The sequence below is a fragment of the Noviherbaspirillum suwonense genome (assembly GCF_900182955.1).
Lineage (GTDB): Bacteria > Pseudomonadota > Gammaproteobacteria > Burkholderiales > Burkholderiaceae_D > Noviherbaspirillum_A > Noviherbaspirillum_A suwonense.
On record NZ_FXUL01000038.1, the window covers coordinates 11,986 to 31,049 of the forward strand.

The following is a 19,064-nucleotide window of genomic DNA, read 5'->3' on the forward strand; positions in this document are numbered from 1 at the left end:
GATAAATGGCTACGCCAGGTTGTTCAAGACTTCAGCGCCTGCCAACTCGTGGCAGGTGCAGCATAACACTATGATTTATATGGACGATCTGTTCAAACCTTTATTGGCGGACAACAGCGCTATACCGATGGACGCCACAATGACACGCGTATTCAGGTGAAATTCACCCGCCTGGACCTGCTGTGGCAGACCGACGAATCGCTGATTTCCCCCTACACAGACCACACTCTTGCCGGCCTGCCTGTTTTGGTGGAGGACAACATGGTGGTTGGCCCGACAATCCTCGACATGATGGTGCGCACGGTCTATCCGAGTGCCAAGCTGCCGAAAGAAGTGCGCAGCCGACTTCCGGATGGTGCCTCTGGCGCTGCGGTATGGACCCGGCGCAACTTGGCAACCTTGTGGCGCGATCCCGCTGAGGCACGGCGACCGCCCAGGGAAGTGGAGGATATCGAGCGCGTGCGCCAACCCGATCATCCCTTCAAGGTGGCGCTGGCCTCGGGCGGTAAGGTGGTGTCCAATAGCGGGGCTTTTGTACTGGTTGAAAAAGCAACGACCGTTGCCCTCAGCGAAGTGGCGTTCAAGCTGGCTGCCGGCATGCGTGGCAGCGTGGCTGACGCCTATACCTGGATTTCCAAGATCGCCGCACAACAGTGGGAGTCCGACCTGCGGCGCGCGGAAGCGCTCTGGCAGTGCATCGAGGCGGCAGATGGATTCCTCATCGAGGATGCCAGGGTCGCAGGACTGCGCCCGGTGTCGAGCGTGTCGCAGGAAGTCGAGCGGCTGATCATGCGACAGGCCTGTAGCTGGCTGGGCGTTGATCCGGACAGCGACTGTCGCCGGCCTCCGGGCAGGCCGCCAAGCGCCGGTCAAGAGGGCGACTTCATCTTTGTAGAGGTCAATGAAAACAATGAAGTGGTAGGGCGACTGAAAAAGGACTTCATGGGCGTGCGCGCCGGCACCGACCTGGCGGAACTTGGCCTCCTACTGCTGATCGAGATCCTCGGCGCCTTGCGCACACAGGGGCGCGATATCGATGCAGAATATCTGGAAGCCTATCTTGATGCGGCAGCGCCGGACTGGCGCGAGCAGGGCGCCTCCTATGCGGCAGGGGCCGGGAGCGGCGAGGGCGCCACGCCAGATCCTTATGAAGTCCTTGGCGTGCCGCGTGACGCGCCTATGGAGGACATCGTCAAGTCATACCGGCGCATCATGCAGCGGGTCCATCCGGATTTAGCCAATGTCAGCGACTGGTTTGCCCGCGTGGCCGCAGCAGCCTATCGCACGATTCGCCAGGAACGAGGAGAAACCGCATGACCGACTCGAACGATTCCCCGAAGCTGCCGGCCCGCGTGGGCAAGTCCGCTGGCACCGGAAAGAAAAGCAAGGCACTAGACCGAATCCGGGCCGCGACGCCGGCCAGGCCGCTGGCCGATGGTCTCCGACGCGCTGACCTGCTGACAGCTGCGATCGCGCCGCAGCAGCGGCCGCGGCTGGTGTTTGCGTTCGACGCAACAGCCTCCAGAGAGCCAGCTTGGGACACGGCACGGGAAGTCACCGATGCGCTGTTTACCGCCTTGCCGGGACAACTCGATGTCGCCCTGGCTGTCCACGGCGGCGGCCGGGTCCACACGTTTACCGGATTTTCGTCAGATGCGCGCCTGTTTCGCGATCAGGCGGCGGCAGTGCAATGCCAGGCAGGCGGGACCGCACTGGTGAACCTGATGGAACAAGTGCGCACCCACGCCGGCATCAAGGTGATGCTCTACATCGGCGACTGTTTCGAGGAAACGCCTGCCGCAGCCTTTGAGCAGGCCGACGCGCTTCGACTGCGCGGTGTCCGGGCTATCCTCTTTCACGACGCATCGACAGGCGACCACAAAGCCAGAGCCGTCTTTGAGGAGATCGCCCGGCGCACGGGCGGCGCATGCCTTGATTTCTACGGGGCCAGACCCAGCGACTTGCGCGACATTCTGGAAGCCGTGGCGGTTCTCGCCTACGGTGGCGTGAAGCTTTTGGAGGCGAAAAAGGGACAACTACCCGGCGCACGCCGCCTGCTCCCCTTTGTCGCTTGAGGCGCAAAGGACACAGCCGGGATGAGTATTTGGCATCATAAGTTTCCTATGGGATATTATTTGGTTCTTTCAGAGCCGCTGTTATCCCTCCAATGGAACCAAATTCTCCTGCACAGCCAAATCCGGTCGACTATAACCCCGACAATTTGCTCAACGCGCTCATTGAGAGGCTCGAATTAAAGAATGATGCGGCTCTGGCACGTTTGCTGGAAATAGCGCCGCCCTTGCTGAGCAAGATCCGGCACCGGCGATTGCCGGTCGGCGCGGCGCTGCTTATCCGCATGCACGAGGTGTCTGGCCTGCCAGTGCGCGAACTGCGCAACCTGATGGGCGACCGGCGCCAGAAATACCGGATCAGCCTGGTACAAGGCAAGCCAAAGGAAGGTTAATGAGTATTCCCCAGTGGGACAGTATTACGCGTGAAGAACGACACTTCACAGCGATCCTTTTTGCAGAGCTTCGGAGAGACGCGCGACCTCTCTGGAATATCCTTCGGGGTAAATTTGGGCTGGATGAAAGCGTAACGGTCGTTGATGTCGGTTTTGAAGTCTGCATGTTTAGGGATCTCATTCATGCTGGTCTCATCGAGCGCAGCACTGATGTAATGCGGCGTCGAAAACAGACCTTCGACTTCGTTCTTACGTTATCAAACCAGTCGCTTGTTCTGATAGAAGCCAAGGCGCATGAATGCTTCGGCCTTGACCAATTAGACCGCATGGAAAAGGCGAAGGGAATCCTGCTCAATAGACCTGAGCTAGGTATTCACAATGTTTATCTGGCAGGGCTTTGCTCCTCAGACTACAACCCGCAGAATGTCAAAAAGGGATACGAGGACTTCAAGCTTTTTTACTGGGCTGACTTAACTGGACTCTATCCGCAAATATCAAATTATTTGACGCGAGCAGACGGAATCTATAACTCATAAGCGACACCTTTTTCCGCGATGCCATAGCCTTATTTTGGCTTGCCCTGCACATCACTGAGCCGGTACTTCTGCCGGCGATCCCCCAGTATTTCACGCAACTGTGCCACGGACATATCCGTTACTTCATGCAAGCGGATTAAGAGGGAAGCGCCCACAGGGAGGCGGCGATGCCGGACCTTGCTGATCACCGGCGGCGCGACTTCGAGTGCCCGGCACAGGGCCGCGTCATTCTTCAACTGAAGTTTTTCTAGCATTGCATCAATCAACCTGTCCGGGTCGTATTCCGGCTGCGTTGCCATTGGGTGGTTCTGGTCCATGGCTAACTCCGTATCAATATTTAATTAATACTTCATGTTAAACATTTAATGTGCGTTGAAGTTGTCAAAACGCAAACAGATGCGCTTTCAGCAAGTGCATCGCGTCGCCATCCGCCGCTGCGCGTTGAACACCCTGAACGTTCCCGAAGCACCAGTCAGTTAGTCCTTTTCCTGCCCGGTTATCACCGCGTGTAGTGCATCCCCATGAGCAAGGTAGAAACCGGCATCAGCCGGTAACCGTATTTGTTCATTAATGACTACTGATTGGAGAATTGAAATGACTCACCCATCCCTGATGTCCCTCGGCCGCATTTCCATGGGCCGTAATCCCCGCACCTACTTCGACCCGGCAGAAATGGCGGAACTCGAAGCTTCGGTGGCATCGCAAGGTGTGATCCAGCCCATTTTGATTCGTCCTTTCGGGGATGCTTATCAACTGGTGGCTGGCGAACGCCGCTATCGCGCTGCAAAGAAAGTGAAGGGCGACGACTATGAAATCCCGGTGCTGGTCAAGGATATGACTGACGCCGAGGCCGACGAAGTCTCTCTGATCGAAAACGTGCAGCGCGCGCAGATGTCGCCTACCGAAGAAGCTGTCGCAGCCGCCCGCGTGTTGGGAAGCTGTGCCGGTGACCATGACGAGGCAGCAAAGCGTCTGGGCTGGTCGCGTGCGACGCTGGTCAAGCGCCTGGCGCTGACCAACTGTTCGGAAGCGGTTCGCACCGCACTTAACGAGCGCAAGATCCAGCTGGGCCACGCCGAGTTGCTCGCGGCGGCCGAGAAGGCGGTTCAGGACAAGGCGCTATCGGCCATCCTCGAGCACAACCTGACGGTCGGCGCAGTCAAGCAGCAGCTGCAAAGCATCTCCAAGAGCATGGCGGCGGCGATTTTCGACAAGACCGACTGCGCTGGCTGCCAGCACAACTCGGACAACCAGCAGGCGCTTTTCGGCGAAGCGGTCGGAACAGGCTCCTGCACCAACGGTGTTTGTTACACCGAAAAGACGGAAGCCGAACTGATCAAAAGGAAGGAGTCGCTTGCCGACGAATTCCCCGAAGTCAGGATCGTTCGACCAGGTGATCAGTACACGATCATCAAGCTGGTGGCAGAAGGTGCGACCGGCGTGGGCGAAGAACAGGCCAATGCCTGCCGCGCCTGCAAGAACTACGGTGCTGCAGTGAGCGCCATACCGGACGCCATGGGGAAGATGTACAAGAACCAGTGCTTCGATACGGCCTGCAACAGCAAGATGGTGGCCAAGCGCATCAGCGCGGAAAAGGCGGCGGCTCCTGCAAAGGAAACGCAACCGGCAACCGGCGCCAAGCCCTCGGGCACTACGGCGAAGGCGGCAACCACGACCACGACGAAGACGACGGCACCGGTCACGGTGCAGGACTCTACGCGCGTCAAGGAATATCGGGTCAAGCAATGGCGCACCTTCACCAAGAAGGAGCTGATGCAGAATCCCGAGAAAAACCTGCTGGTGATGTTGTCGATGGCGGCGACCGGTGAATTCCGGCACGTCAACAGCGGCAAGCTCGCCGAAGGACTGGGCAAGCTGTCCGGCACCAACGCAACGTTTACCGGGACCGGGCTCACCAAGGCGATCGACGCGGCGGGGAAACTCACCGAGGACTATCGCAAGATGATGACCATGGGGATTACCACCTCCGCCATGGACGCCATCGAAGAACGTCGCCTGATTGAAATCATGCAGTTCCTGGAACTGGACCTGAAGGCTCACTGGCAATTGAACGCCGAGTTTCTGGACCTGCTCACCAAGAGCGAGATCGAAGTGCTGTGTGAAGAAATCGGACTCAAAGCCAAGCTTGGAAAGCAGTTCTCCAAGATCCTCGGCCAGAAGAAAGACGACATCATCAAGGCACTGCTGAAGGTGGACGGCTTCGAGTACAAGGGACTCGTTCCCCGCTCGATGCAATACGCCAAGTAACAACCGGGAACGGCATTCGCCGTTCTCCACTTTTCTCCTAATGCCCGTTCGGGCGCTATCCACTTCAAAGGAAATCCCATGTTTGTCGCACTCCAGCAGCTGCTGTCCCAAAGCCCGTCCCTGTCCATGAGCATTACCGGACAAGGCAACAACCTGACCGTGGTCGTGATGCCCAAGCCTACCGCTGGCGATTCTGCAGCCCTGGCGCAGCCGTTGAAGCTCACCGGCACTGCCGAGGAACTCGATGCCGGCTTCGTGGAGGCGCTCACGCAGTTCTCAACCGCGCGTCTTTCGGTCGTGGAACAAGTGGAAGCCACCAAGGCAGTCCTGGAAGCGGGCCGCAAGGAATCCGCATCCAAGGCAACCGCCGCCATCAAGAAAGCCGGCAAGCCCAGCACCGCATCCTCGCCGGCGCCTTCCAGCGACGACGATGATGACCAGGGCGAAAGCGCAACGGGCAGCACTAGCAACGACGGCGCTCCCGCAGCAACGGCCGATGTTGGCCAATCCGCAATCAACATTTTTGCCTAATCAACCAAGGAAATCGAAATGGCTCTGCAAGTTCAAAGTCTGGCCCGTGTTTTTGCCTACAACGGTACCGAGCTGCCATGCCCGGGAAACAACCTCAGCGTCGACGAAGTGCGTGACATCTACAGTGCCACGTTTCCCGAACTGACCAACGCCACCGTGGAAGGACCTGAAGACAAGGGCAACAAGCTCCTCTACAAGTTCGTCAAGACGGCCGGCGCAAAAGGGTAAGCAACATGACCCCCATCGATGCTTGGGTTCGTCAGAAGCTTGACGATGCCAACAACGCGAAGGGGGGAAATTCTTCCCCCCTTTTTTCATTTGACCAGAAGGAAATGACACTATGTTCAAAGGCTACGAAAACAGTTTTGGCGTCCAACAAGGGACAGGTCCTGCAGGCAGCACCGCAGTTCCTGCCCCCTTTCTTCTAAGTCTCCCTAAGATTGCCCCCCAGGTGCCCGATTGCTTCACTCAGGCCACCCATGCGTCGATCGTCCTGCTGGCCAGCCAGTTGGGTCGTATCGGGGTGATTCGGGAGGACGATCTGCTTGCCGATGAAACGATCGAGGGCGTGATCAAGAAAGCGGTTAGCCGCGGGATTGATGAAGTTCTTGGCGAGCCGACCCTGTTCGAGCTGTCGGTCGATATCAACGACGGTGAGATCCAGGAATATGCGGAAATGCGGGAGGATCATGAAGCGAAACCGGCCGGCAGCCGATTCCACTTCACGGTCGATACCGGCGCCATTCCAACCGTCTTCATCGGCGAACGCATCCTCGCACTGGAAGCATTGTGTCCGGGGCTGGGAGAAACGGTGTGCGCCGCGCTGCAATGGGCCGGGTACGGGAGCATGCTCCTGTTCACGTTCAACCATGTGTTCGAAAACATTCCGTTCATGTACTACTTTGACGAACGAGGAGAGCAGGGCGAAAACGGGGACGACGAAGAGGAAGACCCGAACTTCGAAGGCCTGCCGACCAAGGAAACGCTGCTGGAAGGGGTGCCGAAGTGGGCAGGTTGCCCGCAACTGAAGCTCACGCCGCTGCAAGTGGAAGACATTATCAACAAAGTGTCGACGCCGGACTGGGCAAAGGAGGTGTTGCGATCAACGATGGCGCTTGCCGAAGCCTACAAGGACGGGGCGCACAAGCTGGGCGAGTTTAGCTACAGCGAACACGAACCGGTCTACACCCTGGCAGTCATCCGCTTCAGTTCCGAGGATCAGATGGGAATGATTCTGGATGACTTCTTTAACATGGCCAACAACTGCAGCGACAACTACACGCAGTCCTCGCATCTTGAGCTCGTCTACCAGGACGATACCGAGGCGTTTGGGGAATGGTGGAAAGGGATCCTGGACGGCTTCAGGCTGGTCAAAACGATCGAGACGCTACTTCTGCAACTCAGTAACGGCAATTACCGCCATGGATGCTAGCCGGCGCCGCGCTACCTGCGACGCCTGCCCCGGCATTCTTCTTCAACTCCAACCAGGCCCTCAGTTTCCGAACTGAGGGCTTTTTCATTTCGCATGGTGGAGAGGAGAGCCATGAGCGGTCTCGAAGACGAAGAACCGCCCTTAGCCTGTCTATGCCTACTTCATTCGCTGGCCAGGCGCAGCGTCTTTGCCGTGCGTCGAGGAATGCGCTTTATCGTGCGCATACCCGGAAGCGCCTGGCGCAGGGTCCGCGCTGCTGCCCGAGGAACTCGAAGTGCTCCTGCCGCTTGGGCTCGTCGCAGTCGCGCTGCTGCCGGTGCCGGTTGCGCTGGTGGCCGTGCCGCCCGTGCTGTTCTGCGTTCCGGCCGACGAGCCGCCCGTGCCTAGCGTCGAGGCGCTGACGCCGCTGCCAGCGGTTGCGCTGCCGCCGCTGCCGGATGTGCTGGAACTGCCGGCGGCGCTGCTTGTGCCGCCAGTGCTTACGCCGCTCGTGCTGGTCGTGCTGCTGCTCTGTGCCTTGCGAACGCCGGTACCGCCATCAGCATGTCGGCCTGCCGCAAAGCCGCTGCTGTCAGTCGTGCTGGTACTGCCCGAGGTGGCTCCCTGCGCGTACAGGGTCGTTGAAGCCGCAAGCGCCATGGCGCCGGCGAGCAGGCTCATGCCCAGTCTGGTCTTCATCATTCATTCTCCTTGTGCCGCACACGGAAAACTTCCGTTGTGCGGCGCAGATTCATGTCATGAATGCCCCATCGGCGATGAGGCTATCGGAACACGCGACAAGCCGTTAGCAGCGGCCCTGTTTTTCCAGGCCCGGCGGGCAGTTTTTCCCGTTGTGCTCCTTGTGCTCCTTGTGGCCCTTTCTGCCGCCGTGATCGTCATCCATCATGGCGCTGCCGGATGCAGTGGTGCCTGATGCGGACGATCCAGAGGTGCGCGGGTTCATGCCACTATCGCGGGAATATCCGGCCGAGCTTCCTCCGGTTCCGACCGTGGACCCCGAGGAACCGGCCCCTGCGGTGCTGCCTCCCGTGCCAACGGTCGATCCAGTCGACCCCCTGCCTGCGCTGCTGCCGCCAGTGCCAATGGCCGATCCGGTCGAACCGTTACCAGCCGAGCTTGCGCCGGTGCCCAGAGTGCTGGAGCTACCCGAGGAACGGTCGCTACCGGCAGTACTGCCGCCCGTGCCGATGGCCGATCCGGTCGAGCCGTTACCTGCGGAGCTTGCGCCGGTGCCCAGCGTGCTGGAGCTGCCCGAGGAGCGGTTGCTACCGGCAGTACTGCCGCCCGTGCCAATGGCCGATCCGGTCGAGCCGTTGCCGGCCGAGCTTGCGCCCGTGCCCAGCGTGCTGGAACTGCCGGAATTGCCACCGCCCGCGGTGCTTGCCCCGGTGCCCAGCGTGGAGCTGGCGCTGCCGTTGCCGGCCGTACTGCCACCCGTGCCCAGCGTCGTGCTGGACTGGGCAAATGCCGTTGCAGAGGCTGCGGTGATAAAGGCCGCGATCAGGTAAGAGAATCGTTCGGTTTTGCGTCGCATGGATTTTCTCCTTGTAGTTCGTTGGTGTTTCTTGAAGCTGCGTACTTATCAGAAGCACCTTCAATTGAGTCCCTCCTTCCACCCAAGGTTCTATCCGGGTTGTAACAAATTGTCAGGATGAACATTTTTGCGCTGCGCAATCCCAGGGCATTTCCCGCATTCCTGCTTATTTCTCGGCGTTCGACATTTCTCCAGCACTAAGCCAATCCGCGCTCCCTGCGGAACTCCTCAATACCTCTTCCTGAAAGGTTCCTATGAACGTCAACCTGTATCAGTCCACCCCGTCCTATTCACTGCAACATGCCATCCTGATGTACGGGGCCAACCCGGACAGCGTCGACCTGGTCACGATTAATGCCGTGGTCCAGACCGCTGCCGGTCCTGTCATTGGCGAAGGGCGCGGCGCGACCAAGGCCGGCCTGCTCGACATGCTGGAATGCGTCAAAGAAGCCGTGCGCAAGCCGCTTGAACTGCTGCACCCGAACGTCATCGCGCTAACCGACGACTGCATGGTGTGGTGGGAAGAAGCCAAGTCCCGGCGCATTGCTTTCAAAAGCAAGGAACTGGGCAGGCGCGCAGCCATCGTGCCGCATCCCGCGCTGCTGTTCGTGGTGAAGGGCGCAAGCTGGTATGTCTTTGCTCTCGCAGGAAACAAGCGCCCAACCGCGGACACGGCCCTGTACGTTTCGCCGTACTTCAACGTCTGGTGCGGTGGCGCCATCTGTACCGGCTCCACGCGCACGCCAACCAAGGAAGCCGTCACCAACCCGGATGCATGGACGAAGGCCTTTTTCGAAAGTGCTTTTACCCATCCCAACATCCATGGACTGAACCAGTTGGTCCTCTGGGAACACGGCTGCTTTGCCTTCTGGCGCGACATGCTCGACGGGAAGTTCACCACTTTTCCCAATGAAGTCCTGGTGAGCACGAATGTCACCGTCCAAAAACTAATCCATAAACTCCAATAAGGAATGCTAACCATGCTTAACCGTATCGATGCTGTTTTGCAGTCAGCCACACCGACTGTCATGGTGCCTCGCCATGAACCGTTTGTCCCAATGGCGCAGTATGGCCACCGCTTCCTTGCAGCGTCTGACGGCCTCTGGCTGGAAGCACGCAGGGCCTGGCTTTATCTTCGCTGGAATCTGGCGAAGCAGGCGCAGGTTGCCATGCCTTACGGTGCGGTCGAACCCGTGGTGCAGGTGCAGAAAGTGCCGGGCCGGCTGGTTGAAGAGTTCATCTCTTTCGCTCGTGACGTCTGTCCGCTCGAATGTGCTGCCTGGATCATCTGGAACGACGAAACCGATCAGTGCAAGCTGGTCAAGATGGTCCCAACGTCCGTGTCCAGCGCATCGGTGGCGTTTAACCGGCCCGCGCTGGGTGACAACGAGCACCTGGTGGTCGACCTGCATTCCCATGGTCGCCTCCCGGCATTCTTCACTTCCGAAGACAATCGTGATGACCGCGGCGAGTTCAAGGTCGCAGGCGTGTTTGGCAAGCTCGATGGCGACATCGAGTGCAGGTTCCGCCTGTGCGCCAATGGCCTGTACATCGACATGGGCAACAAGTGGGAGGGACAATAATGGCAATCCATCAAATCCATCCCCAGCTTCTCAACAGGCAGGTGCAGGTTGCCGTCATCGGCGCCGGCGGCACCGGATCGCAGTTGATGAACAACCTGGTGCGGCTGCATCTGGCGTTGATCGCGCTCGGCCATCCTGGCGGCTTGCATGTCACGCTCTGGGATGACGATACCGTCAGCGAAGCCAACGTCGGCCGGCAGTCGTTCTATCCGGGCGATATCGGTTCGGCAAAGGCGGCAACGATCATCAACCGCATCAACCTGGCTTTCCAGTTGAACTGGTCGAGTCGGGTAGAGCGGATAGAGAGCAACAGCGTGCTGAAAGCGCAGATCGTCATAGGCTGCGTCGACAACCGCAAGGCACGTCTGGCAATTTTGCAGGCGGCGCAGCGCAACCGGGTGCATTACTGGCTCGATTGCGGCAATCGTCTCGGAGACGGACAGGTGGTGCTGGGCGAGGTCTGCCCATTGCTTGCCAAGGAACGCAAAGTGCCGCGGCTGCCCCATGCTGCGGACCTGTACCCGGAACTGATCGATCCTACCCAGGACGCCACAGACGACGTGCCCAGCTGCTCTCTGGCTGACGCACTCGAAAAGCAGTCGCTGTTCATCAACACCTCGGTGGCGATGTTTGCCTGCAATATCCTGACGGAGCTTTTCCGGCATGGACAAATCGCGTACCACGGCATATTCGTGAACCTGAAGTCGGGGAGAACGTCCCCCCTGCAGGTCAGCGAAGAGGTCTGGAAGCGGTTCGGTTATGTCATTCCCGCAGAACCAGCGCCAGCAAAGAAGCCAAGGGCCTCCCGCGCCAGAAAGAAGCCACAGGAACAGCCAGTTGCGGCGTAACTGCCCTCGCCAGCTCCTTCGGTCCAACTTAACCCCCAAGCCCTCAGTTCGATTTTTCGACTGAGGGCTTTTTCTTTGCTCTCACTTTGACCGGTAAGAGCCAACGCCGGCGCCGCGGCCGTCGCATTCGGTGTTGCTCATTCCTTCTCGCACCTTAACCACCTTTCAAAGGCATTTTGATTCAACACAGGAGAGAGTAGTGACAACAGTAACGACCATAGAAGCAACCGAACATCCATGCAGCGTCAAGGGATGGACGGTCCTGTCGAGCCTGCCCGGTTCCGGCAATGCGTTTTTCTACTGGCGCAATGCGGCCGGGATAGTAAGCGAGGGCGGTTATGCCACTGCGGAGCAGGCGGATCAGGCGGCAGGGGAGGAAGCCCGCCGCGCCTGGCGCAATGTGTTTGGCGAGGATGCGGTACGGGAGGGTTGGGACATCTTTGATGTGGATGGCCGGCCGGACCTGCAGCGGTGCGATGAGGCCGCCGTGTTTCAAAACGACTTCGAGGCATGGTGCTTCGTGGTCGACCGGGCTGAGCGCCATCCTGTCTCGGCCGCGGCGCTTGCCCTGGCTGTCCTTCCTGTCCGGTATCGAAACCAGATCGTCCAGATCGTGAAAGACAACATGCCGCACGGTATCCCGCCTGTCACAACGGCCAACCAGCACCCTGCCGTTCTCCGGCAGGCGTCCTGATTATCGTCTGGTGTACCGCATTTCCTTCATGCAATGACACGCCGAGAAACCGGCTTCATTGCTTCAAATGCAACATCAACTTTAGAGGAATCGATGGCAATACGTGCAAAACGAAAGTTCAAATTCAGCGGGGACCACTTCCTTGCTGCTGGTAGGACTGCAGGAGCACTGCTAATGGGAAATGCCGCTTTAATCGGTGCGACCAAGCCTGAGCAATGGCAAGATGCCCTGAAGGTAGCCGCAGTAGGGCTTTTTTTGGTTATACTGTGTTCAATAGTTACGTCCAAGGTGCCTGAAGTAACGGGCGCCGACCACAACCGAAAGGAGAAACCATGAGTCCACTTGACTATATGCTGATTGGCATAGCCGTGTTCTTCTCGATTGGGACTTATTTCGCACTCAGAGAAGAATAACCTCAGTTCCTGATTGAGACAGACAGTAACCGCAATACCAAAGCCTACCTGTTCGCACAGGTAGGCTTTTCCTTTTCTGCGAGTCAAATATCTTTGGACTAAACTGGGTCTGATGCATCCATCAGGAGAAATTATGAGTCCGCTTGACTACATACTGCTGCTCATTGGCGGTTTTTTCGCGGTGGGGGTGTTTCTGTCCTTGCGGGGCAAGTGATCGTGCACCTGGCCTGGTAACCTGAACAGTGAGTTAGGCAGCAAACACGTTCAAGCCCATGTTTGCACTTGTGCGCTCATTCCCTGATGCGACGGATGCCGGCTGAGCCTTGGGATAGGGCAGGCCCGGTCCCATGCGGGTGCTGACAAGACGGCGTTCCAGCTTGTTCCCGCATCCCATGCCATAGACATAATTGCCCGGATGCCGGATTCTCGTGAACGCGTCCGAACTAAGCGCGCGCCGCACATAGTCACCCGGCTCTTCGCCCCATTCCCGTTCCGGAGCGCCGGCGGCCAGCAACTGCCGATACGCATAGGCAGCGCCGCTTTCCCCTGAGCGAATCTTCGACAGTGCCCGTTCACTGATCACTTGCCCACTGCGCGAAAGAACCAGCGTGCGGGGGGAGGACCGGCCAAGCAGCTTCGCCGAGACGGCCTGATAAATCGTGCCGAGGTGCCCAAATTTTGTGATGTTGCCGAATTCATCCACGCGTGGCACCGGATCACAGTAGCTCACGATTGACCGGATTTTGGTTTCCCTTTGCAGCAGGTGGCAGGCCGCGCGGATAAGCCATGATTCGCCATTGCCTTCGACCGCCTCCGTGCACACGAAGCGGCCCAGCTCCGCACCGGTTTCCATGTCCGCCTTGAGGTACTTTTCCAGCACTGCATTTTGCATGGGGACGCTAAACACGGCGAGGCCGACAAGGGCATCCGGGCTAAATGCCATCTTGCGCATGAGGCCGACACGCAATCTGGCGGGCGGCAGCGTTCCAGCGTAGTGGTGCTCGGCACAGAACGCCTTCGCGTCGGTGTCATTCAACAGGACGACCTCATGCCTGTCCGGATTGAACAGCTCCCCGGCTGGCCTGAAACTCACGCGGCGTTTTGTCCAGCGCTGGCATGCCTGTGCAGGGCCGTAGGGGAAACCGGCATTCATTGGAAGATCTCCGCAGCCGCATCGGATGTGCAATGGCTGTCCGCCGATTCAGCAGGCCGGGTGGTTTGCACAGGAATGGCAGCGGGATTCGATTGGCTAAGAGCGTGCGCCGTGTGCCGCGCATAAGTAGACACCGAACGCCAGTAAGCCGCCATCGGACCCTTGCGTTTGGCCCAAGACCTTTCCGCTTCGACGTTCGCTTGCGTGCGAAGGTCTCGGAAGATCGCTGCAAGAGCCAGCCGCTCATCCAAAGGGCGATCGAGCAGTGCTTTTGCAGAAGGAAGGTCCAGCAGAGGATTAAGGTAGCCCATTGAGAGTAACGCCGTTGAATGCAGTTAAGGAGGCGTTCAGTATATCGACAATACAAACACAGCCAATATAAATACCCTTTGTATTATGCGACAACTGTTATTAGGCATTTCTCTCGTTCGCACCGTGCCTCCCGGCGCTCCAGGTGCGGCTGGACCAGAGTCTCCTTGTGCAAAGAAATTGTCGCCCCCTGACAGCATCCTGCATTTCCATTCCTGTGTGACTCATCACTAGCACCAGGCCGACTCCGGGAAACCGGAAAACAGGCTTTGGCAATCAGCTCAATGAACGCCCCTCGCAAGGGCATACCAGACCAGGGAGAACCACATGAAGGGAATGCAGTTAGTAGCGGCCATGAACGTGCAAACGGATATGTTCGGTGCATCGTCGGAAGAAAGTAAAAGAGTCAGGCTGAAAGCAGCGCCGCTGCGCTTGCAGAAAACCATCCCGGTCATTACGGGCGGCTTGTTTGCACTGAAGGACACCATCAGTCCGGAGCGGTTCAGTGCGACGTTTCATTCGGGCGGGAGCGCATACTTTGATGCCTTGGGATTAACCATGGCAGGAAAGGATGTGGGCGTCGTTGCCGACCTCGTCCGGCCACGCGTCATGCATCTGCTGAAAAGCTACTTGTCACGCGGAGGAAAAGTCTTCGTCGACAGCGGGGCCTACGGACGGTTCGCCAAGTGGACGGAAGGGAAAGCAGAGACACCGCTTGCCGACTTCCAGAAGGTGTTTGCCGTCTATGACGAACTGGTCGGAGGGCTACCGACCGCCTGTCGCCATAACCTGCATCTGGTCATGCCGGACGTGCTAGCGCATCCCGAATGGTCGCTGGCGCTGCTGCAGGAACATCGCAGCAAGATCCTTGGTTATGTCGATGCCAATGTCAGTATCATTATCCCGTTGCAGAAGGGGCTGACGCCAGCCGGCGTAACGGCTGACAAGGTTGCAGGCATCCTTGGTACCCGGGAGATCACACTCGGCATTCCAAGCGCAGCAGCGGCGATGACTTTGTCTGACGTCGCAACGATCCGCGGCTTCAAGCGATTTCATATCCTGGGCCGCGCTTCGATGGGGCTGCCTTTGTTTAAAGTCGCGTACGCTTTCCTGGAAAACTGTCCCGGCGCCCAGGTCACTTGTGACGCAAACCAGCTCAGGAGTAACACCCCTTCGATCAGTCATGAGCATGCCAGGCTGATTGAAGCGCATTCCGATCAGGTTTGGGATGGGTCATTCGACCAGACCGAGATGATTTCCGAAGTGGTGTGCGGGCAAGGCTGGATGTCGGAACGCTACGTCAAGGCGATCGCTGGCTTCTACGGGGTCACCGATGGCAAACGGCTGAAGGAATGGGTCAGGCAGCACCGGACCGGCGACGAGGGGCTAAAGGAACTCATCGAGGAGGTCGATCCGGAATGGGGCTTGCTCTGGACCTGCGGCTTGAATCAGGTGTTTGGCGAAGCCGCATTGAAGGCGTTGTCGGCGCGCATGAGGGCAGTTGCAGTTGCCACCGTGTTTGACGACAGGGCCGTCGAGGCTGACGAGCTGGCGCTGGCCGCGTAGGGAGGAACGATGAAGATTTCCATCATCACTTCCTGCACCGGTCTCAAGACAGTCTCGGTCCCAAACCAGCTTACGCAGGAGGACTTCCAGAAAGGCGCAAGCCATGTCCGCTGCCGGGAAGCCGAACTGGTCAACTCCATGAGGCCTGCCGGCTTGCTGTACTCGGGTGAGCAACACGTCCGCCTGATGAAGGGGGTGCAAGCAGCCAGGGAGCAGGGCGCAAAGGTCAGAGTATCGATCCTGAGCGCCGGGTATGGTGTCGTGGAAGAGGGGCAGTTGATCGCTCCCTATGAAATGACGTTCAACACGATGAAGAAGAAGGAAAGCCAGTCATGGGCAACCATGCTGGGTATCCAGGAAGGCGTCCGGGAAGTTCTGGATGCTCCATCGGATATGACCCTGATTCTTCTGGGCGATCGCTACCTGCAGGCGTGTGAACTTACTTGCGTCACGTCGCTGCACTCGCCTACATGGGCGCTATGCGGCAAGGGGTCCGTCAAACGGTTTTCGCCGGCGTTCCAGCTGGTGCTGCTCAGGCAAAGCCATACCGGGCAGTTTGGTGCGGCAATGACCAATCTGAAAGGCCGTGTCGCGGCCCGGATATTGGAAAACGTCCACCTCGGGCCCGCCGAAGCAATCCGGCAGGCGTTCATGCAAACGCTGGCGCCGGCAGTCGCCGAGTCACTTTTTTAACCGCAGTTTCGCCCTCGATCTTTCACAGATCGGGGGTTTCTTATTGGCGGATGTGCTTGCGCGGCAGTGTTACGCATTTTATTCAGCAAAAGCTAATCCGGCCTACCCGGAAACCTCTCAACTCCATCACACAACAAGGGATCTATGAATACGCAATATACCGTCGCACAAATCGAAGCAAACGGCGTACAGGCCAGCGGCACGTTCTACGGCACTCATCGCCAAGGCTGGATCATGGACATGGTTCATTTCGTGGACTACGCTGGGTATGCCCAACTGGTCATTCCGGTGGAAGAAGCCACTGACCTGGTGCTGGGCGACTGGTCGCAACGCACTACCGAAATCGACATGTTGCATGCGGTTATCCAGTTCAACCGTGGAGTTCAGTTCCCGCGATTCGCCATGAAGCAGGGCGAGAAATGGGGATTCGTCGTGTTCAGGAAATGGGCCGATGCCGTCAAAGCTATTCAGGCGGGAGAGCGGTTTGCTTTCGCCGGCGGCTAGTGTCTGGCAGAAGACGTTGATCTGGTCTATCTCGGCCCAGGCAACGAGGAATATTCCCGGGCGGCCGGCTATATCCAGTAACCGCACACACGACGCCACATTCCCATAAACGTAGTCCATCGCCCACGGTCTTCGGATCGTGGGCTTTTCTTATTAACGTAATGCAATATGTGTGGTTAGCTCGACCCCGAGCGAAAGACCGAGTTTGTTTAGGGTTGTACGATGCCTGCCCTTACCCCAGGACGGGCGAGGCACAGCGAAGCCGAGCGGGCAGGCGTCGTACAACCCTCGGGGGAGGAAACCGCGGAATGCTCCTGCACGGTCGGGGCAGCGGCGGTCGTTATGGGGTTTGAATGCGCGGAGTCGGGTTGAGCGCGACGATCCGGCAGGCACATTGCGCAGCGCACTCACATCCGTGCCCGGTTAGTGGATGACGCCGCTGCATTAACTGGCGCTGGGCGCGACTGGAAACGGTGCTTTCGCGGCGTAAGGCAAAGCCTTGCCCTATCAACGGTAGCCGATGATGCAGCGACGAGCGGGTTGGGCCGGGACCGATGCCTTGGGTCATGGCGGACCTCGCGACCGGGGTTGTGCACGGATCGGCTGGTGGCGCAGGAAGGTCTCGATGATGCGCATCGCTCCACCGCAGCTCGGGCAGACGAATGTTGGCTGGACCGATTCGGCCGGAGCCGCCTGCGGCGCTTGTTTGGCCTCGGGCGCTTCACACCCCAGCAACGCGCGCGCCCGCGCAAGGTTCGCCCGGCGCCCGGCATTGGCAAACAGCCCGTAGTGACGGATGCGGTGAAAGCCGCCAGGCAGGACGTGGAGCAGGAACCGGCGCATGAACTCGTGCGCCTCCAGCGTCATGGTCTTGTAACGCGTCTTCCCCTTGGCGCGGTAATCCTTCCAGCGGAACGTGACGCCCTGCTCGTTCATGGCGACGAGGCGCTGGTTGGAAATGGCCACCCGATGGGTATAGCGCGACAGATAGGCCAGCACTGCCTCTGGCCCGGCGAAGGGGCGTTTGGCATAGACCACCCACTCGCACTGGCGCAGTGGCGCAAGCCAGTCGGCGAAGGCCGCCGCATCGGCCAGCGCGGCGTGTTCACCGAAGAACTGCAGCTGGCCGCTGTCATGGGCCCGGCCGAGCTCCTCGAGAAAGCGCCTGCGAAACAGCCGCGAGAGTACGCGCACCGGCAGGAAGAAGCCCAGCCTGCAGGCAACCCAACGTTCCCGGTCCGACGACAGCCCGCCGCCGGGGACGATGCCGTGGACGTGGGGATGGTGCGTCAGCGCCGAGCCCCAGGTGTGCAGCACCAGGGTGGCACCGATCTGTGCACCCAGGTGCCGCGGATCGGCGGCAATGGTGCGCAGGGTTTCGGCAGCAATATCGAACAGCAGGCCGTACAGCACCGCCTTGTTGGTATAGGCCATCGCGCGGATCGGAGCCGGCAAGGTGAACACCACGTGGTAATACGCCACCGGCAGCAGCTCGGCCTGACGGGCTTCGAGCCAGCGCCGTGCGGCAGTGGCCTGGCACTTCGGGCAGTGCCGGTTGCGGCAGGAGTTGTAGGCAATCTCGACTTGCTCGCAGGCGTTACAGCGCAGCACATGGCCACCCAGCGCCGCGGTGCGGCACTGTTCGATGGCGGACATGACCTTGCGCTGACCCAGGCTCAGGTGAGCGTGCTGATCCTGGCGCCAGGCCGGCCCGTGAACGCGGAAGATATCCGCGACCTCCAGGCCAGGCGCTCCCATGGCCGGGCCCTACGCGGGACGCACGGCCTCCAGGGGACTGACGACTTCGCGCAGAATGTCGGTGGCGACCTGGGCATACAGCGCTGTGGTCTCAAGTTTCTTGTACCCAAGCAGGATCTGGATCACGCGGATATCCACCTTCTGCTCCAGCAAGTGCGTCGCAAAACTATGGCGTAGCGTGTGCATCGAGACCCGCTTGTCGATCCGGGCGGCCTCTGCAGCGGCATGGATCGCCCGGTTGAGTTGACGGGTAGTGAGCGGCTCGATCGGGTTCATGCCGGGAAACAGCCAGCCGCCATCGAGCATCTTGCCCTGTGCGCGGGCCACGCGCCACCACATGCGCAGGCGCTCGAGCAGCACCGGCGGCAGCATCGCATAGCGATCCTTGTGGCCCTTGCCCTGTTCGATGCGCAGGGTCATGCGCTGACTGTCGATGTCGCTGACCTTGAGTGAAATGACTTCGCTGGCGCGCGGTCCCGCACCATAGGCCACCGAGAGCGCGGTCTGGTGTTTGAGGTTGCCGGCGGCAACGATCAGACGGCTCACTTCCTCGCGGCTGAGCACCACCGGCAACGTGCGCGGGACACGCACCGGCTGCATCCTGGCCATCAGCCCGGCCTGGTCGGCCGTGATGGCGAAGAAGAACTTCAGCCCCGTGATCGCCGCATTGAGCGAGACCGGCGGTAAGCGCCTAGCGAACTCACCTTGTGACAGGCGCGGCATATTAGGGATGATCGTGTCCACCTATCTTAAGTGGACACCTCATGACAGAACCAAT

The 19,064-nt window shown here is 59.3% G+C and carries 22 protein-coding genes; 17 read left to right on the plus strand and 5 right to left on the minus strand.

Annotation, left to right across the window (positions count from 1 at the left end; genetic code table 11):
* The first annotated feature begins 156 nt into the window (after positions 1–156).
* From QOL82_RS27540 to QOL82_RS27555, 4 genes are all read left to right on the plus strand, one after another.
* Positions 157–1,317, plus strand: a complete 1,161-nt coding sequence (locus QOL82_RS27540) for a J domain-containing protein (RefSeq protein WP_283445530.1) — start codon at positions 157–159, stop codon at positions 1,315–1,317.
* Complete coding sequence (locus QOL82_RS27545) at positions 1,314–2,075, plus strand: vWA domain-containing protein (RefSeq protein WP_283445531.1); 762 nt, start codon at positions 1,314–1,316, stop codon at positions 2,073–2,075. The genes QOL82_RS27540 and QOL82_RS27545 overlap by 4 nt, the downstream gene beginning before the upstream one ends.
* A 92-nt stretch (positions 2,076–2,167) precedes the next feature.
* Positions 2,168–2,464: a hypothetical protein gene (locus QOL82_RS27550; protein WP_283445532.1), complete on the plus strand. Its 297-nt coding sequence runs from the start codon at positions 2,168–2,170 to the stop codon at positions 2,462–2,464.
* Positions 2,464–3,000: a hypothetical protein gene (locus tag QOL82_RS27555; protein WP_283445533.1), complete on the plus strand. Its 537-nt coding sequence runs from the start codon at positions 2,464–2,466 to the stop codon at positions 2,998–3,000. The genes QOL82_RS27550 and QOL82_RS27555 overlap by 1 nt, the downstream gene beginning before the upstream one ends.
* Before the next feature lie 29 nt (positions 3,001–3,029).
* On the opposite strand, the gene QOL82_RS27560 is transcribed toward QOL82_RS27555, so the two are convergent.
* Positions 3,030–3,317 carry a hypothetical protein gene (locus QOL82_RS27560; RefSeq protein ID WP_283445534.1) on the minus strand — a complete coding sequence of 96 codons (288 nt, stop codon included), beginning with the start codon at positions 3,315–3,317 and terminating at the stop codon, positions 3,030–3,032.
* Positions 3,318–3,594: 277 nt separating this feature from the next.
* On the opposite strand from QOL82_RS27560, the gene QOL82_RS27565 reads away from it, so the two are divergent.
* From QOL82_RS27565 to QOL82_RS27610, 10 genes are all read left to right on the plus strand, one after another.
* Positions 3,595–5,268: a PRTRC system ParB family protein gene (locus QOL82_RS27565; RefSeq protein ID WP_283445535.1), complete on the plus strand. Its 1,674-nt coding sequence runs from the start codon at positions 3,595–3,597 to the stop codon at positions 5,266–5,268.
* A gap of 78 nt (positions 5,269–5,346) precedes the next feature.
* On the plus strand, positions 5,347–5,799 hold the full coding sequence (locus QOL82_RS27570) for a PRTRC system protein E (protein WP_283445536.1): 453 nt from the start codon (positions 5,347–5,349) through the stop codon (positions 5,797–5,799).
* Positions 5,800–5,817: 18 nt separating this feature from the next.
* Positions 5,818–6,027, plus strand: a complete 210-nt coding sequence (locus QOL82_RS27575) for a PRTRC system protein C (RefSeq protein WP_283445537.1) — start codon at positions 5,818–5,820, stop codon at positions 6,025–6,027.
* A 112-nt stretch (positions 6,028–6,139) separates the two neighbouring features.
* Positions 6,140–7,231 (plus strand): PRTRC system protein F, encoded by a 1,092-nt coding sequence (locus QOL82_RS27580; protein WP_283445538.1) that lies wholly within the window; start codon positions 6,140–6,142, stop codon positions 7,229–7,231.
* A gap of 274 nt (positions 7,232–7,505) precedes the next feature.
* Complete coding sequence (locus tag QOL82_RS27585; RefSeq protein ID WP_283445539.1) at positions 7,506–8,144, plus strand: hypothetical protein; 639 nt, start codon at positions 7,506–7,508, stop codon at positions 8,142–8,144.
* Positions 8,116–8,739 (plus strand): hypothetical protein, encoded by a 624-nt coding sequence (locus QOL82_RS27590; protein WP_283445540.1) that lies wholly within the window; start codon positions 8,116–8,118, stop codon positions 8,737–8,739. Before QOL82_RS27585 ends, QOL82_RS27590 begins: the two co-directional genes overlap by 29 nt.
* Before the next feature lie 280 nt (positions 8,740–9,019).
* Positions 9,020–9,733 carry a PRTRC system protein B gene (locus tag QOL82_RS27595; protein ID WP_283445541.1) on the plus strand — a complete coding sequence of 238 codons (714 nt, stop codon included), beginning with the start codon at positions 9,020–9,022 and terminating at the stop codon, positions 9,731–9,733.
* A 12-nt stretch (positions 9,734–9,745) separates the two neighbouring features.
* Entirely contained in the window at positions 9,746–10,348 is a 603-nt protein-coding gene (locus QOL82_RS27600) for a PRTRC system protein A (protein ID WP_283445542.1), read from the plus strand.
* Complete coding sequence (locus QOL82_RS27605) at positions 10,348–11,196, plus strand: PRTRC system ThiF family protein (protein WP_283445543.1); 849 nt, start codon at positions 10,348–10,350, stop codon at positions 11,194–11,196. The genes QOL82_RS27600 and QOL82_RS27605 overlap by 1 nt, the downstream gene beginning before the upstream one ends.
* 199 nt (positions 11,197–11,395) lie before the next feature.
* Positions 11,396–11,890, plus strand: coding sequence for a hypothetical protein (locus QOL82_RS27610; protein WP_283445544.1), 495 nt, complete (start codon positions 11,396–11,398; stop codon positions 11,888–11,890).
* A 660-nt stretch (positions 11,891–12,550) separates the two neighbouring features.
* Here QOL82_RS27610 and QOL82_RS27615 read toward each other — a convergent pair.
* Positions 12,551–13,456: a Mom family adenine methylcarbamoylation protein gene (locus QOL82_RS27615; protein WP_283445545.1), complete on the minus strand. Its 906-nt coding sequence runs from the start codon at positions 13,454–13,456 to the stop codon at positions 12,551–12,553.
* A complete protein-coding gene (locus QOL82_RS27620) occupies positions 13,453–13,767 on the minus strand; it encodes a hypothetical protein (protein WP_228526997.1) in 315 nt (104 codons plus the stop codon). Before QOL82_RS27620 ends, QOL82_RS27615 begins: the two co-directional genes overlap by 4 nt.
* 325 nt (positions 13,768–14,092) lie before the next feature.
* Here QOL82_RS27620 and QOL82_RS27625 point away from each other — a divergent pair, with 325 nt between their 5' ends.
* The 3 genes from QOL82_RS27625 (at position 14,093) to QOL82_RS27635 (ending at position 16,528) form a co-directional block, all read left to right on the plus strand.
* The gene (locus tag QOL82_RS27625; RefSeq protein WP_283445546.1) at positions 14,093–15,331 is read left to right on the plus strand and encodes a hypothetical protein; all 1,239 of its coding nucleotides are present in this window, start codon (positions 14,093–14,095) and stop codon (positions 15,329–15,331) included.
* A 9-nt stretch (positions 15,332–15,340) separates the two neighbouring features.
* Complete coding sequence (locus tag QOL82_RS27630; RefSeq protein WP_283445547.1) at positions 15,341–16,024, plus strand: DUF6884 domain-containing protein; 684 nt, start codon at positions 15,341–15,343, stop codon at positions 16,022–16,024.
* Between the two features lie 144 nt (positions 16,025–16,168).
* Positions 16,169–16,528: a hypothetical protein gene (locus QOL82_RS27635; RefSeq protein ID WP_283445548.1), complete on the plus strand. Its 360-nt coding sequence runs from the start codon at positions 16,169–16,171 to the stop codon at positions 16,526–16,528.
* Positions 16,529–17,092: 564 nt separating this feature from the next.
* On the opposite strand, the gene QOL82_RS27640 is transcribed toward QOL82_RS27635, so the two are convergent.
* Together QOL82_RS27640 and QOL82_RS27645 are read right to left on the minus strand one after the other, a co-directional pair.
* Positions 17,093–18,286 (minus strand): IS91 family transposase, encoded by a 1,194-nt coding sequence (locus tag QOL82_RS27640; protein ID WP_283445549.1) that lies wholly within the window; start codon positions 18,284–18,286, stop codon positions 17,093–17,095.
* A gap of 9 nt (positions 18,287–18,295) precedes the next feature.
* On the minus strand, positions 18,296–19,009 hold the full coding sequence (locus QOL82_RS27645) for a tyrosine-type recombinase/integrase (RefSeq protein ID WP_283445550.1): 714 nt from the start codon (positions 19,007–19,009) through the stop codon (positions 18,296–18,298).
* Positions 19,010–19,064: the final 55 nt, after the last annotated feature.